Annotated in this window: 11 protein-coding genes and 1 tRNA gene; 8 read left to right on the forward strand and 4 right to left on the reverse strand. The window is 70.2% G+C overall.

Features of this window, described 5'->3' with window-relative positions; genetic code table 11:
• Nucleotides 1-159 precede the first annotated feature (159 nt).
• Nucleotides 160-777: a hypothetical protein gene (locus tag ACGFY5_RS00130; RefSeq protein ID WP_392715635.1), complete on the forward strand. Its 618-nt coding sequence runs from the start codon at nucleotides 160-162 to the stop codon at nucleotides 775-777.
• Here ACGFY5_RS00130 and ACGFY5_RS00135 read toward each other — a convergent pair whose 3' ends face one another.
• Nucleotides 778-1,614: an SGNH/GDSL hydrolase family protein gene (locus tag ACGFY5_RS00135; protein WP_392715637.1), complete on the reverse strand. Its 837-nt coding sequence runs from the start codon at nucleotides 1,612-1,614 to the stop codon at nucleotides 778-780. It lies immediately after the preceding gene.
• 62 nt (nucleotides 1,615-1,676) lie between these two features.
• On the reverse strand, nucleotides 1,677-4,544 hold the full coding sequence (locus ACGFY5_RS00140; protein ID WP_392718572.1) for an FAD-binding and (Fe-S)-binding domain-containing protein: 2,868 nt from the start codon (nucleotides 4,542-4,544) through the stop codon (nucleotides 1,677-1,679).
• 142 nt (nucleotides 4,545-4,686) lie between these two features.
• On the opposite strand from ACGFY5_RS00140, the gene ACGFY5_RS00145 reads away from it, so the two are divergent.
• Both ACGFY5_RS00145 and ACGFY5_RS00150 read left to right on the forward strand, forming a co-directional pair.
• A complete protein-coding gene (locus tag ACGFY5_RS00145; protein WP_392718574.1) occupies nucleotides 4,687-6,354 on the forward strand; it encodes a protein kinase in 1,668 nt (555 codons plus the stop codon).
• Nucleotides 6,355-6,488: 134 nt separating this feature from the next.
• The gene (locus tag ACGFY5_RS00150) at nucleotides 6,489-8,468 is read left to right on the forward strand and encodes a protein kinase (protein ID WP_392715639.1); all 1,980 of its coding nucleotides are present in this window, start codon (nucleotides 6,489-6,491) and stop codon (nucleotides 8,466-8,468) included.
• Here ACGFY5_RS00150 and ACGFY5_RS00155 read toward each other — a convergent pair.
• Nucleotides 8,465-9,481 (reverse strand): alpha/beta fold hydrolase, encoded by a 1,017-nt coding sequence (locus ACGFY5_RS00155; protein WP_392715641.1) that lies wholly within the window; start codon nucleotides 9,479-9,481, stop codon nucleotides 8,465-8,467. The two genes, ACGFY5_RS00150 and ACGFY5_RS00155, sit on opposite strands and share 4 nt — an antisense overlap.
• A 96-nt stretch (nucleotides 9,482-9,577) precedes the next feature.
• The gene (locus tag ACGFY5_RS00160; protein WP_392715643.1) at nucleotides 9,578-9,754 is read right to left on the reverse strand and encodes a hypothetical protein; all 177 of its coding nucleotides are present in this window, start codon (nucleotides 9,752-9,754) and stop codon (nucleotides 9,578-9,580) included.
• A gap of 244 nt (nucleotides 9,755-9,998) precedes the next feature.
• On the opposite strand from ACGFY5_RS00160, the gene ACGFY5_RS00165 reads away from it, so the two are divergent.
• From ACGFY5_RS00165 to ACGFY5_RS00185, 5 genes are all read left to right on the forward strand, one after another.
• A tRNA-Ser gene (locus ACGFY5_RS00165) sits at nucleotides 9,999-10,087 on the forward strand.
• Between the two features lie 17 nt (nucleotides 10,088-10,104).
• The gene (locus tag ACGFY5_RS00170; protein WP_392715645.1) at nucleotides 10,105-10,431 is read left to right on the forward strand and encodes a hypothetical protein; all 327 of its coding nucleotides are present in this window, start codon (nucleotides 10,105-10,107) and stop codon (nucleotides 10,429-10,431) included.
• Between the two features lie 35 nt (nucleotides 10,432-10,466).
• Entirely contained in the window at nucleotides 10,467-11,099 is a 633-nt protein-coding gene (locus ACGFY5_RS00175; RefSeq protein ID WP_392715647.1) for an MBL fold metallo-hydrolase, read from the forward strand.
• Entirely contained in the window at nucleotides 11,099-12,139 is a 1,041-nt protein-coding gene (locus tag ACGFY5_RS00180) for a Gfo/Idh/MocA family oxidoreductase (protein ID WP_392715649.1), read from the forward strand. The genes ACGFY5_RS00175 and ACGFY5_RS00180 overlap by 1 nt, the downstream gene beginning before the upstream one ends.
• 236 nt (nucleotides 12,140-12,375) lie before the next feature.
• Nucleotides 12,376-13,551, forward strand: coding sequence for an acyl-CoA dehydrogenase family protein (locus tag ACGFY5_RS00185; RefSeq protein ID WP_392715651.1), 1,176 nt, complete (start codon nucleotides 12,376-12,378; stop codon nucleotides 13,549-13,551).
• Nucleotides 13,552-13,595: the final 44 nt, after the last annotated feature.

Here is a 13,595-nt window from a genome sequence, read left to right on the forward strand (position 1 = left end):
TTCGGTCTCTATCGGCACCGGAGCGCAGTGATAAAGGCCCAGTGCCGAGTCGTCCGAGTGGCAGGCAGGGCGAAAGTGAGAGGATTGGGGGAAGGCCGGTTGTCGTCGTCCCCGGCGAGCTCCCGACCGGCTGGAACCTCAACGTCAGTGGAGGCGGGGATGGACGTGCTGGAAAAGGCGCGGGCTCGCCGTACGGCCGCCAGGGCTGCGGCCGAGCGAGCTGCCTTGGACTGGCAGGATGCCGTCGTCGAAAGCATTGATCAACTGGTGGATCAACTACGGCTGGCCGGTTCCGACCGGTTCGTGTGCTTCGAGGCCGCGGTACGTCCCGCGCTCGACGGCGAAGCCTGGGAAGAGCGCGAAGACCTCGTGAAGGCGGCGTTCGCATCCGATGCGGGTGTGCAGCGGTACACGCCGTCGGACGACGAGCGGTGGGCCATCGCTGTGGATCTGTGGGACGACCTCCGGTCGGCCCTGTCCCGGATCCACGGCACGGACGTGCCGGCCAGCCTGGTCGTCGACCTGGATTCGCGGGTCGCGGTGGGTTACGAGCCGCTGCACTGCCCCGACGTCGGCATCGAACCGGAGTTGATCCTGCACCTGGTGCGGGCCGATTCCGACGAGCCGTTCGCGTCGCTGCTGCTCGAACTGCCCGATCCGGATTCGGCGATCGACCGGGTGAACGACCTCCTCGACCGTTACGGCCTGGAGCCCCCGACCCGGCCGGAACACGAGCCCGGCGAATGCGACCTCGGCATGGGCGAGGACGACGACTAGTCAGCCAGGTCCGGCCGCTTCGCGGTGCTGGCGGCTCAGTACCGGAGGGGCGGCCGGACTGTGATGGTCGGCCAATAGGGCGAGATCGGGCCGCTTCGCGGTGATCGTGTCACCGGAGGAGCGGCCGGTCAGGCGGCGTCCTATCCAGGGCGCCAGGTGCGCGCGGGCCCACTGCAGGTCGGCCCGGCGCGCCGTGACCCAGCGGGCGGGCGTCGCCATCGGCAGCGACTCCATCCACTCCGCGTCGCACTCCACGTCGAGGGCGCTGAGCACGTGGTGCGCCACTCGACGGTGCCCGGCCGGGTTGAGATGCAGCCGGTCGATGCTCCACATCCGCCGGTCGCGGAACCCGTCGTCGGCGTTGAGATCGGCGAGGTGCGTGTCGTACTCCTTGGCCACCCGCCGCACGAGTTCGGTGCAGAGCGCGATCCGCGGCCCGAGGTACCGGCTGGCCGCCGGATAGTTGACCGTCACGTCCGGCGGAGTGAACAGCACCACTTCGGCGCCGCTGGAAACCAGGCGGTCGACGGCCCCTTCGAACACCTCGGCCATGCGCTCCGGGTCGAACCGGCGGCGCAGTGCGTCGTTGCCGCCGGCCGAGAACGTGACGAGGCACGGCTTCATCGCGGCGGCCAGGGGCACCTGCGCGTCGACGACTGCGGGCAGTAGCCGTCCGCGCACGGCGAGGTTGGCGTACCGGAAGTTGTCGGCCTCGGACGCCAGGCAACCGGCCACGAGGTCGGCCCAGCCGCGGTAGGTGCCGTCGCCGTAGGGGTCGTCCATGCCTTCGGTGAAGCTGTCACCGATCGCCACGTAGCTGGACCAAGGCCCGGGCACGATTACAACCTCCGCGATAGCCGACAATCGGCCTCGACTATGCCACCGCCCGCAACGAGGTGTCAGTCGGGTATCCGCAGACGACCTGCCAGTACCTCCGCGAGGTGATGAGCGTCTCGTTCGGTGCTCTGCCGGATCTGGGTGCGGCAGCTGAAGCCGTCGGCGAGCACGATCGTCTCCTCGCTCGCGGCCCGTACCGCGGGCAGCAGCACACGTTCTCCGGCCGCCTGGGCCATCTCGTAGTGTCCGGCCTCGAACCCGAAGTTGCCGGCCACGCCGCAGCAGCCGGAGTCGAGCACGGTCAGGTCCACTCCGGCCTGTGCGGCCAGCGCGCGGTCGGCCGTGTCGCCGAGCACCGCGTGCTGGTGGCAGTGGATCTGGGTGATCGCCGGCCGGTCGGTCTGCGGGGGTTCCCACTCCGGTGCGTCCCGTTCCAGCACGCCGGCCAGCGTGATCGACAGCTTCGCGAGCTTCTTCGCGCGCGGGTCGTCAGGAAGCAGTGCAGGAAGGTCGTGTTTGAAGTTGGCCAGGCAACTCGGTTCCAGGCCGACGATCGGGATGTCGGCGTCCAGGTGCGGCTCGAGCGCGTCGAGCGTCCGTTTTGCTACCGCACGGGCGACGTCGAGCTGACCGGTGGAGATCCACGTGAGACCGCAGCAGAGCTCGCCGTTCGGGACGCGGACGGTGAACCCGGCCGCGTTGAGCACCTCGACTGCTGCTTCGCCGATCTGCGGGTCGAAGTACTGGGTGAACGTGTCGGGCCAGAGAAGCACCGTCTTGGTGTGCTTTGCGGCTTTCGCTTTGCGACGGCGGAGGCGTTGCTTCAGCGTGCCGCCGGTCGCGAACTTCGGCACCTTGCGCTCCTGGGCGATGCCGGCGACCTTCTTCATGAGCTTCGCGGCCGGTTCGTACGCGGTGACCGCGTTCGCGATTCTGGGCGCCAGTGCCGCACCGCGGAGCGCGACCGGCAGCCAGCCCATCGCGTAGTGCACCATCGGCCTTATCCGGCCCCGGTACCGCTGGTACAGGAACTCCGACTTGTACGTGGCCATGTCGACGTTGACCGGGCAGTCGGAGAGACAGCCCTTGCAGGAGAAGCAGCCGTCGAGCGCCTCGGCGACCTCGTCGGACTGCCAGCCGTCGGTGATCACCTCACCGCGCAGCATCTCCAGCAGCAGCCGGGAGCGGCCGCGCGTGGAGTGTTTCTCGTCGCCGGTGGCCTGGTAGCTCGGGCACATCACACCGCCGGGGGTGTGGTCGTTCCGGCACTTCCCGACGCCCACGCAGCGGCGGACCGCGCGGTCGAACTCACCGTTGTCGTCGGCGTAGGCGAAGCCGTTCACCGGCAGCACCTTCGGTGTGTAGGCGATGCGGATCATCTCGTTGACCGCGGGCGGGTCGACGATCACGCCCGGGTTGAGGGCCGCTTCCGGGTCGAACGCGCGCTTGAACGCGCCCATCAGCGCGACGGCTTCCGGGCTGTAGACGTCGGCCAGCAGCGCCGAGCGGGCGATGCCGTCGCCGTGCTCGCCGGACGGGGATCCGCCGTGCTTGAGGATGAGCTGGGCGGCCCGGTGGAGGAAACCCTGGTACTTGTCGCGGCCGGGGGTCGACACCAGGTCGAAGTCGAGCCGGACGTGGACGCAGCCCTCGCCGAAGTGGCCGTAGGTGACGCCCTGGTAGCCGAACTCGTCGGTGAGCTCGCCGAAGTCGCGCAGGTAGTCGGCCAGCCGCGCGGGCGGCACCGCGGAGTCCTCCCAGCCGGGCCAGGCCTCGGAGCCGTCGGCCATGCGGGTGGCCAGGCCGGCGCCTTCTTCGCGGATGCGCCAGAACGAACGCATCTCGGCGGTGTCGGTGACCACGCGGGCCGCGCCCGGCACGCTCTTCGCCAGCTTCTCGGCGGCGGCCGCCGCCTCGGCCGGCGTCTCGCCGCCGACCTCGACCAGCAGCCACGCGTGCCCGGTGGGCAGCGGTGCCGGCTTGCGGCCACGCATGAGCAGCGCGTCGACCAGCGCCTGGTCGATGCCCTCCACGGTGAGCGGCTTGTGCGGGATGATCTCCGGCGCGGCCGCCGCGGCGGCGACCGAATCGGGGTAGCCGAGGACGACGAGCGCACGTTTCGCCGGGGCCTGGTTGAGGTGCAGCGTCGCGCCCAGGACGACCGCGCACGTGCCCTCGGTGCCGACCAGCGCGCGCGCCAGGTGACCGCCCTGCTCGGGCAGCAGGCGGTGCAGCGGGTAGCCGGAGATCTGGCGGCTGAACCGGCCGAACGTGGTGCGGATGAGCGCCAGGTTGTTGTCCACGAGGTTCTTCAGGTCGGCGTAGAGGCGGCCTTCCCGCGTGGGATTTTGAGCTAGCCGCTCCCATTCGTCACGCTTCGTGGCGCCGAGGTCAAGGCGCGTCCCGTCGGCCAGGACGACGTCCAGCGCGTCGGTGTTGTCCGACGTCGTGCCCCAGGCGATCGAGTGCGAGCCGCACGCGTCGTTGCCGAGCATGCCGCCGATCGTGCAGCGGCTGTGCGTCGACGGGTCGGGGCCGAAGTCGAGCCCGTCAGGGGCGATCCGACGACGCAGGACGTCGAGCACGAGTCCGGGTTCGACGACCGCCGTGCGGTTCGCGATGTCGACGTCGAGGATCCGGTTGAGGTACCGGGACGTGTCGAGCACGATCCCCGGGCCGATCGCGTTGCCGGCGATCGTCGTCCCGCCGCCGCGCATCGTGACCGGGACGCCGTCCTCGCGGCAGATCGCCAGCGTCGTCAATACGTCGTCGATCGTCCTGGGTTTGACGACGCCCGCGGGCACCCGCCGGTGGTTGGAAGCGTCGGCGGAGTACAGCGCACGGGCGCCCGCGTCGAATGCCACGTCGCCGGCGAGTTCGGTGCGCAACCGTCGCTCGAGCCGAGCAGCATCAACACCCTCGAAGATCATGGTCACGACCTCATCGTGCCAGCCCTGATTGGGCCGCTGCGTTGGGCTACGTCCGGTATCACCGCTACGGTGACGGGTGGTGCCTGAGGTGACCGAGCCGACGCGAGCACCGGGTGATGATCGCGATGATCGCCCGGTGCGGATGATCGGTGGCCGCTACCGGATCGAGGACGTCGTCGGTACCGGCGCGATGGGCACGGTCTGGCGCGGTTACGACACCCGTTTACATCGTCCGGTCGCGGTGAAAGAGGTCAACCTCTCCCTCACCGCGACCGAGGACGAGCGGTCCGTGCTGATCCAGCGGGCGATGGCCGAGGCCAGGCACGCTGCTCGCGTGACGCACCCGAACATCGTCGCGGTGCACGACGTCGTCGCCGAGCGTGGGATGCCGTGCCTGGTGATGCGGCTGGTCGAGGGCCGGTCGCTGGGGGAGACCGTGCGGTCGACCGGGCCGCTCAGCCCGGTGCAGGTCGCGCAGATCGGCATCGCACTCGTCGACGCGTTGGCCGCTGCGCACCGGGGCGGGGTCGTCCACCGGGACGTCAAACCCTCGAACGTGCTGCTCACCGACGACGGTGAGGTGTTGCTCACCGATTTCTCGATCGCGACCGACGCGATGCGGGGCACGCTCTCGGCCGGCAGCGGGGCGCTCGGTTCGCCCGGTTACATCGCGCCCGAGCGGCTGAACGGTCAACCCACTGGCCTCGAGGCCGACCTGTTCGGGCTCGGCGCGACGCTGTTCTGCGCGGTGGAGGGATTCGGGCCGTTCGATCGGCACGATCCGCTGGCGGCGCTGCTCGCGACCGCGACCACGCCGCATCCGACGCCGAAGCGGGCCGGTGCGTTGGCGCCGCTGCTCGACGCGCTGCTGGAGAAGGAAGCGGCCGCGCGGCCGGGGCTGGCGCAGGTGCGGGCGGCGCTCAGCGCGGTGGCGCGGGGTGAAGCTGCGCCGACCCTGGGTGGGTCGATTTCCCAGGACGATGCTCCGACGATGGTGACACCGACGGTGGCCGGGGTTACGGCGGCGGCCGCCACGGCGGCGGGGGCCACGGTGGCCGGCAGCCCGGCGGCCGGGTCGGTGGCGGCCGGTTCCGCGTCTGCCGACGCGGCGGTGGCGGCTCGATCGACGTCGGCCGAAGCGGGAAACGGAACCCCGCGCCCCGGGAAACCGATGCACGCGGCGCCGCACAGCGGACGCCGTCTCCGAGTGCTGATCGGTGCGATCGCGGCAGCGGTCTGTGCGGCGGTCGTCGTGACAGCGGTGGTGCTGACCAGCGGGGGAGACGACCCGAAGGACAGCCCGATCACGGCGGACCAGTCGTTGGCCGCTCCGCCGCCGGAAGCATTGGCCTCCGGGTCGGTCTCGCCGTCGGCATCGGCCTCCACGTCCGCCTCGCCGTCGACCTCCGCCTCCGCTTCGGCGACGCCCAGCGCTTCGGCGTCGGAATCACCGACGGAGAGCGAGTCCCCCGATCCGGTCGGGCAGGTGACTTCGGCGGAAATGTCCATCTCCCCGAAGAACTACTTCGGGTCGTGTGCGAACCCCGTGAACTTCACTGTCAACCTGTCGGTCACCGTGAACGACGGGCCCACCAATATTCGGTACACGATCTCGCAGGCGCCGGGGGACAGCGAGATCGCGGGAGGCGGGGGCACGGCGGCCGACGCGGACACTCCGGCCGAGTTCAGCGACCAGGTGGCGCTCGACTTCTCGCAGGGCAGCCGCACGTATGCGGTGCAGGTGACGGTGGACTCGCCGACCCGGTTCTCACCGGTTCCGGCGCAGATCAGCGTCCTCTGCGTCGGTTGAGCGATCCCGGTCGTCAGCAGTTCTTCAGGTCCGTGAACTAGGGTCTGCGTGCGGCGTGTCCGGTATCCGATCCGAGCGTCGGTTCGATGTGCACAGTGCGGCTACCGTCGTGCCGGACGACAGATGGCGGAGGAATGTCTGAGCAGAGGACAGTCGACGGCCGATACCGCCTGGACAAGGCTGTCGGGTCCGGCGGCATGGGCGTGGTCTGGCGTGCCTTCGATCTGCGTCTCGGTCGCGTCGTCGCGGTCAAGGAAGTCCGGTTCCCGTCGGCGATGTCGGACGAGGAACGCGATGCGCTGACCAAGCGCGCGATGCTCGAAGCCCAGAGCGCCGGACGGCTCGACCACCCCAACATCGTCCCGGTGCACGACGTCATCCTCGAGGGCGAGCAGCCGTTCATCATCATGCGGTTCGTCGAAGGTCGGTCGCTCGACCAGACGGTGTCCGCCGACGGGCCGTTGCCCGACCGGGTCGTCGCCCGCATCGGTGTCCAGATGCTCGACGCGCTGGGGGCTGCGCACGCGGCGGACGTCATCCACCGTGACGTGAAGCCCCACAACGTGCTGATCCAGACCGACGGCACCGCCCAGCTGACCGACTTCTCGATCGCGTCGGTGTTCGGCACCGAGACGCTGACGAAGACCGGCGCGCTGCTGGGGTCGCCGGGGTACATCGCGCCCGAGCGGCTGATGACCGGCGCCACGACGCCGGGCGGCGACCTGTTCGCGCTCGGTGCGACGCTGTTCTTCGCCGCCGAGGGAATCGGGCCTTTCGTCGCAAAAGAGACGATCGTCGGGTTGTTCGCGAGCGCGACGCAGCCGCATCCGCGGCCGAAGTCCGCCGGGCCGCGCCTCACGCAGGTGATCGACGGGTTACTGGAGAAGAACCCAGAGGAGCGGCTGGACCGGTCGCAGGCCCGGGCGTTGCTGACGAGCATCGCGGATGCGCCCGAGGAGTCGGAGACGCGGTCGGGGGAGTTCGTTCCGCCGCCGCCAGGGCGGGTCGACACCGATGACCGGTCGGGTCGTGCGGCGGTGCCGGGATTGCCGCAGGGGGATCTGCCGTCCGACAACAGCACCGCGGTGTTCGCGGTGCGGGAGCAGTTACGGCCGCTGTCGTGGCAGGCCGGGCAACAGCAGAGTGCGCCGGTCTCGGGTGGCCGGGTGTACGGCCGGCCTGTCTCCGGAGCGCCCGCGCCGGTCTCCGGGGTGCCGTCGTCCGGCGGAGCGGTTCATGGGCGGCCGGTTTCCGGGGCGCCGGTATTCGGGGTTCCGGTCACCGGGGCGCGGGAACTGGGCTGGGGGCCCGGGGCTAATTCCGGTGCTAATTCCGGTGCTGGTTCCGGGGCGACTTCGGGGCACGGGAACTCGGGGCACGGGAACTCGGAGTATGGGGGGCCGCCGACGTTCCGGCCGCCGAACGCGCCGACCTCACCCCCGGCGGGCCAGCGCTGGAAGCGCATCCTCGCCGTCGTCACGATCATCGTCCTCGGCCTGGGCGCCGGCATCATCGCCAACGTCGTCGCGACCCAGGACCGCAAGGAAAAAGCCAACACCGTCGGCGCCACGATCGACGACGGCCCGACGAGCGGTGGCGACACCACACCCACCACCCCGCCGAGCCCCGGTGCCGAGACCACCGAGGGCAAGGGCGCGGAGCCGGTGCCGAGCGGGACGCGCCCGCAGCCCTCGCCCAGTACGACCAGCCCGTCGGACCCCGGTGAAACGACATCGGAGCCGCCCCCGGCGGGGAAGGTGGTCAGCGTAGGGCTGGTCGTCCAGGCGCCGCCGGCCCAGGTCGACTGCACCGCTCCGCTCACCATCTCGATGACGGTGAGCATCGAGGCGAGTGGCCCGGCCACCATCGACTGGGCCGTGTCGCGCGGCGCCTGGACGAGCGGAGACACGTTCACAGCGGCCGAGAAGAACCTGACGTTCTCGGCCTCGCGCAAAGAGACCATCGCGAAGCCGACCGCCGGGACGTACTCCTACACGATGTCGTCCCAGACCCCGAACGTGAAGACCGCCGGTCCGGAGACCATCGAGATCACCTGCGCACCGGCCGATCCCGGTGGCCCGGGCAGCACGACGCCGGTTCCGGCGGCGCGCTAGGCGACAGTGGTCAGGTGGGCGTCGACGAGCGCCCGGATCTCGCGCTCAAGCACGTCCGGAGCCTCGATCGGCGTCATGTGCCCGACGCCGTCGACCTCGACCAACCGCGCCTGCGGGAGGTCCTCGGCAAGGCGCCGCCCGAGCTTGGGCGGGGTCAGGAGGTCCAGTTCGCCGGTGACGACCGTGGCCGGTACGTCCAGGTGCGGGACGGCGGTGCGCAGGTCGAGGTTGCCGAGCGTCGCGCCGAAGCCGCCGCGGACGGTGCGGGGCGTCTCGAGGATCACGTGGGCACAGAATGCGACCTGTTCCGTCGGCGCGTGCGGTGGGAGCGCGAGGTAGCGGATCAGCGGCATCGTCGCGGCGGTCGGGCGGCTGCCGAGCGGCAGGGTCGCCGAGATCAGCGCCCGGCCGAGCGGCGCGGTGAGCCGGCGTAACCCGTCCGGGCCCGGCTGCAGCAGCGAGCTGGTGACCAGATCGGTGACACCGGTGTTCGCCAGCACCGCGGCGGCCACCTTCTCGCGCAGCACCGCCCGGTGCTTCGCTGCCATCGCGACCAGGCTCATCGCGCCCATGCTGTGCCCGACGACGACGGCCTTCGTGCCGTCCGGCACCGCAGCGCGCAGCACCGCCGCGAGGTCGTCGGCCAGCGCGTCGGTGGTGAACTGGCCCTTGCCGGGGACGTCGCTGCCGCCGTGGCCACGCAGGTTGTACGCGACGACGTGCAGATCGCGGGAGAGCGCCCGGATCTGATTGGTGTAGAAGCCGATCGCCAGGGTCCAGCCGTGGGCGAGGACGACGGTCGGTGCGTCCGGCGGGCCGTATTCGGCGACGTGGATCGCCGTGCCGTCGGCCGAGCGGACGGTGCGTTCGATGCGCGGCGGCACCGGGGCCATGACGTCCAGCCGCGGATCGGCGAGCGCGCCCGCGTCCGCTTTTGCCTGGCGTCGGACGTAGAAAGCGGCACCTGCAGCTGCGGCCGCACCAAGGAGGATCGCCGTTCGCTTCGCTCGCATGGCGCGCATCCTACTCGTCAGTAAGTTTGCGCCGGGCCAAAACAGCAACTGGCCCCACCGGCATCGCCGGTGGGGCCAGTCCCTCCAGGGAAGGTCTCAGGCCGCCTGGGTGCGCGCCACCCAGCTGTAGACCGAGAAGAGCTCGATCGGCGTGGGGGCGTCGCCACTGGATGGTTCGACATAGAGGTAGTCGCCGGCGACGCGATATGTCACGTCATCGAAGGAAGCATCCGACCCATCGGAGTAGTAAACGGTGAGCTTCGAAGGGGACATCGTCGAACACCTCGCTCCCAGTACGGTGGCGATCTCTGCCGGTAACTGCGCCGGTGCTAGATCAATCACCGTTTACGGACGATCTTCAAACACGAATCTTCATCTCATCTCACGTTCGGGCGACCGTATCGGTTCAGATGTCCAGTGTGGAGCCCGCGCGGGGCGCGGGGGCAAGTTGGTGGAGCTGCCGTCAGCCCGGCGCCGGCTCATGAAAGACTTGCCGCTGGCCGCCGCGCGCGGCCGAGGAGGGCTCGCCTAGTGGCCGATGGCGGCAGTCTTGAAAACTGCTATGGGGCGGAAGTCTCATCGTGGGTTCGAATCCCACGCCCTCCGCGCTGGACAATGGGCGCATGGACGCGAGTGATCCGCACATTCACGTGACGGTCGACCTCGGCACCGAGACCGAGACGCGCAACCTGCTGTCGTCGACGTTCGGCTTGGTTGCCGACCGGCCGAGTGTGGTCAAGGCCGGATGCGGTCGGCGGGTGCCGTTCGCGATGACCGCGCAGCAACCCGAGCACGTCACCTGTCTTCCGTGTCGGGACTACGCGGCCGCGCGCCACCAACGGGTAGCCGAGCAGCTGCTGGAGTCGCGCACCCTCACGCTCGACCCGGGCGACCTCCGGCGGGCTGCCGACCACCACCGGGATCTCGCGCGCCGATACGCGTCCGACTAGTCGCGTCGATGTCCGGGTCGGGTACGACTAGACGCATGCGCTTCCAGAAATTCGGTCATGCGTGCGTGCTGGTAGAGGACGCGGACGCCCGGGTGCTCATCGACCCGGGCGCTTTCGCCCAGGGCTGGGAGGACCTCCGCGACCTCACCGCCGTGCTCGTCACCCATCAACACTTCGACCACCTCGACCTGGATCGGCTGCCCGCCCTGCTGGAGGCCAACCCGGATGCCGTCGTCCACACCGATCAGGGCAGCGCGGGTGTTCTCGCCGAGCAGGGCGTCCGGGCCGAGGGTGTCGCGGCCGGTGCCACGTTCACGCTGAACGGCCTGACGGTCGAGGCGATCGGCGTCGACCATGCTGTGATCCACCCCGACATCCCGGTGATCCCCAACGTCGGCTACCTGCTCGGTGGTCGTTTCTTCCACCCGGGCGACGCTCTCACCGTCCCCAAGCAGCCGGTGGAGATCCTCGGCGCTCCGACCGCCGCTCCCTGGCTGAAGCTCTGGGAGGCGATCGAGTACGTGCGGGCGGTCGCTCCCCGGGTCGCGATCCCGATCCACGAGAAGGTGGCCGCGTTCCCGCAGATGTACTACCAGAACATGACGAACCTGGCCCCCGAGCGCACCGCCGTCGAGATCATCGACGACGGCGAGGTACGGGAGTACTGATGGCCGACCCGCTGCGGGTTGCCCTGGTCGGTTACGGCACCGCCGGTGCCTACTTCCATGCGCCGCTGATCACGGCGGTCGACGGTCTCGTCCTGAGCGCCGTCGTGACGTCCCGCCGTGATCAGGTGCTGCGTGAGCATCCCAACGCCCGGGTGCTCGCCGACGCGAGCGAGGTGTGGTCGGGGCGCGACCTCTACGACCTGGTGGTCGTGGCCACCCCGAACAGCACGCACGCGCCGCTCGCGAAGGCAGCGATCGACGCGCGGCTGCCGGTCGTCGTCGACAAGCCGTTGGCGGGAACAGCAGCCGAGGCGAGGGAACTGGTCGATCGGGCCGCGAAGGCCCGGGTGCCGTTGACGGTCTACCAGAACCGTCGCTGGGACGGTGACTTCCGGACGATGCGCCGGCTGTTGACGTCCGGCGCGGTCGGGCACCCGCTCCGCCTGGAGAGCCGGTTCGACCGGTGGCGGCCGACCGTCGCCACCGACGCGTGGAAGGAGCGCGCCGCCAACGACGGCGGCATCCTGCTGGACCTCGGTGCGCACCTGGTCGACCAGGCGCTGGTCCTGTTCGGTCCGGTCCGGTCCGTCTACGCCGAGATCGACGTCCGGCGGCCCGGCGCGGCGGTGGAGGACGACGTGTTCCTGGCGTTGACCCACGCCTCGGGGGTGCACAGCCACCTCTGGGCGTCGGCGCTGGCCGGACAGCTCGCGCCGCGGTTCCGGCTGCTCGGCGACGCCGGCTCCTACGTGACCTGGGGCATGGATCCCCAGGAAGCGGCGCTGCGGTCGGGCCGGAAGCCCGGGTCGCCGAACTTCGGCGAACGGCCTGCTGACGAGTGGGGCAAGGCCGGCGCGGGGGACGCCGTGCGCCCGTACCGGACGCTGACCGGGGAGTGGACGCGCTTCTACGAAGGGGTGGTCACGGCCGTGACCACGGGGGCGCCGATGCCCGTCGACCCGCGCGACGCGGTGCGTGTCCTGACGGTCCTCGACGCCGCCCGGCGGAGCGCAGCCACGCGCGGAGTTGTGGACATCTGAGTTATCCACACAATCCACAGGCTGTGGACAACTTCATCCCCAGCTGTGGACAAGTCCTGTGCACAGCTGTGGACGGACGCCTGTGGATGCGTCCGTGACCATCCCTCAGTGGCAGGCTGGCGGGCTGGATGACACGTGGACACCGGTGCGCGTTGTTGTGGACACCACTCGTTAACCGGACGCCGTAATCCCCACACCGAGCACAAGTCCGTGCACAGCTGCGGTAGGGATGAGGGATGACGACGCCGCCGTTCGACCCGGCCGATCCGATCGGGATCGACGACCTCCTGACCGACGACGAGAAGGCGATCCGCGACGCGGTGCGCACCCGCTGCGAAGCGGTGATCGCACCGAACATCGCCGAGTGGTTCGAATCGGGGCGGCTCCCGGTGAGCGAGATCGCCAAGGAGTTCGGTGAGCTGGGCGTCCTCGGCATGCACCTGACCGGGTACGGCTGCGCCGGCCTGTCCGCCGTCGACTACGGCCTGGCCTGTCTGGAGCTCGAAGCGGCCGACTCCGGCCTGCGGTCGCTGGTGTCCGTGCAGGGCTCGCTCGCGATGTACGCGATCTGGCGCTTCGGCAGCGAGGAGCAGAAGGAGCGCTGGCTGCCGTCGATGGCGTCCGGCGACGCGATCGGCTGCTTCGGCCTCACGGAGCCCGACCACGGCTCCGACCCTGCCGGAATGCGGACGCGGGCTCGTCGCGACGGCACCGACTGGGTGCTCGACGGCCGCAAGATGTGGATCACGAACGGCTCGGTGTCCGACGTCGCAGTCGTCTGGGCCGGCACCGAGGACGGCATCCGCGGGTTCGTCGTCCCCACCAACACGCCTGGCTTCGAAGCGCCGGAGATCACCCGCAAGCTCTCGCTGCGCGCGTCCGTGACCAGCGAACTCGTGCTGAACGACGTCCGGGTGCCCGCCGACGCCGCGCTGGACGTCCGCGGTCTGAAGGGCCCGCTCTCGTGTCTGAACGAGGCCCGCTACGGCATCGTGTGGGGCTCGATGGGCGCCGGACGTTCGGCGTTCGAGACCGCGCTCGCCTATGCGACGGCGCGGGAGCAGTTCGGCAAGCCGATCGCGGCGTTCCAACTGACCCAGCAGAAGCTGGCGGACATGGCCGTCGAGCTCGCGAAGGGCCAGCTGCTCGCGCTGCACCTCGGCCGCCGCAAGGACGCCGGCTCGCTGCGTCCCGAGCAGGTGAGCGTCGGCAAGCTCAACAACGTCCGGGAGGCACTCGAGATCTGCCGGACCGCGCGCACGATCCTCGGCGCGAACGGCATCTCGCTGGAATATCCGGTCATTCGCCACGCGGCGAACCTGGAGTCGGTGCTCACGTACGAAGGCACCGTGGAGATGCACACGCTGGTGCTCGGACAGGCTCTGACCGGCCATTCTGCTTTCCGCGGCTAGCCCAGCGGGGCTAACACTCACACAGCCGCACCGTTCGCCGATGT

Origin of the sequence: Cryptosporangium sp. NPDC048952, assembly GCF_043197895.1 — a bacterium.
Lineage (GTDB): Bacteria > Actinomycetota > Actinomycetes > Mycobacteriales > Cryptosporangiaceae > Cryptosporangium.

What these genes read in the sequence shown, in the direction of transcription:
- ACGFY5_RS00130 (WP_392715635.1), top strand. Translation starts at nt 160, where the DNA reads ATGGACGTGCTGGAAAAGGCGCGGGCTCGCCGTACGGCCGCCAGGGCT.
- ACGFY5_RS00140 (WP_392718572.1), bottom strand. Translation starts at nt 4,544, where the DNA reads ATGATCTTCGAGGGTGTTGATGCTGCTCGGCTCGAGCGACGGTTGCGC.
- ACGFY5_RS00145 (WP_392718574.1), top strand. Translation starts at nt 4,687, where the DNA reads ATGATCGGTGGCCGCTACCGGATCGAGGACGTCGTCGGTACCGGCGCG.
- ACGFY5_RS00150 (WP_392715639.1), top strand. Translation starts at nt 6,489, where the DNA reads ATGTCTGAGCAGAGGACAGTCGACGGCCGATACCGCCTGGACAAGGCT.
- ACGFY5_RS00155 (WP_392715641.1), bottom strand. Translation starts at nt 9,481, where the DNA reads ATGCGAGCGAAGCGAACGGCGATCCTCCTTGGTGCGGCCGCAGCTGCA.
- ACGFY5_RS00160 (WP_392715643.1), bottom strand. Translation starts at nt 9,754, where the DNA reads ATGTCCCCTTCGAAGCTCACCGTTTACTACTCCGATGGGTCGGATGCT.
- ACGFY5_RS00170 (WP_392715645.1), top strand. Translation starts at nt 10,105, where the DNA reads ATGGACGCGAGTGATCCGCACATTCACGTGACGGTCGACCTCGGCACC.
- ACGFY5_RS00175 (WP_392715647.1), top strand. Translation starts at nt 10,467, where the DNA reads ATGCGCTTCCAGAAATTCGGTCATGCGTGCGTGCTGGTAGAGGACGCG.
- ACGFY5_RS00180 (WP_392715649.1), top strand. Translation starts at nt 11,099, where the DNA reads ATGGCCGACCCGCTGCGGGTTGCCCTGGTCGGTTACGGCACCGCCGGT.
- ACGFY5_RS00185 (WP_392715651.1), top strand. Translation starts at nt 12,376, where the DNA reads ATGACGACGCCGCCGTTCGACCCGGCCGATCCGATCGGGATCGACGAC.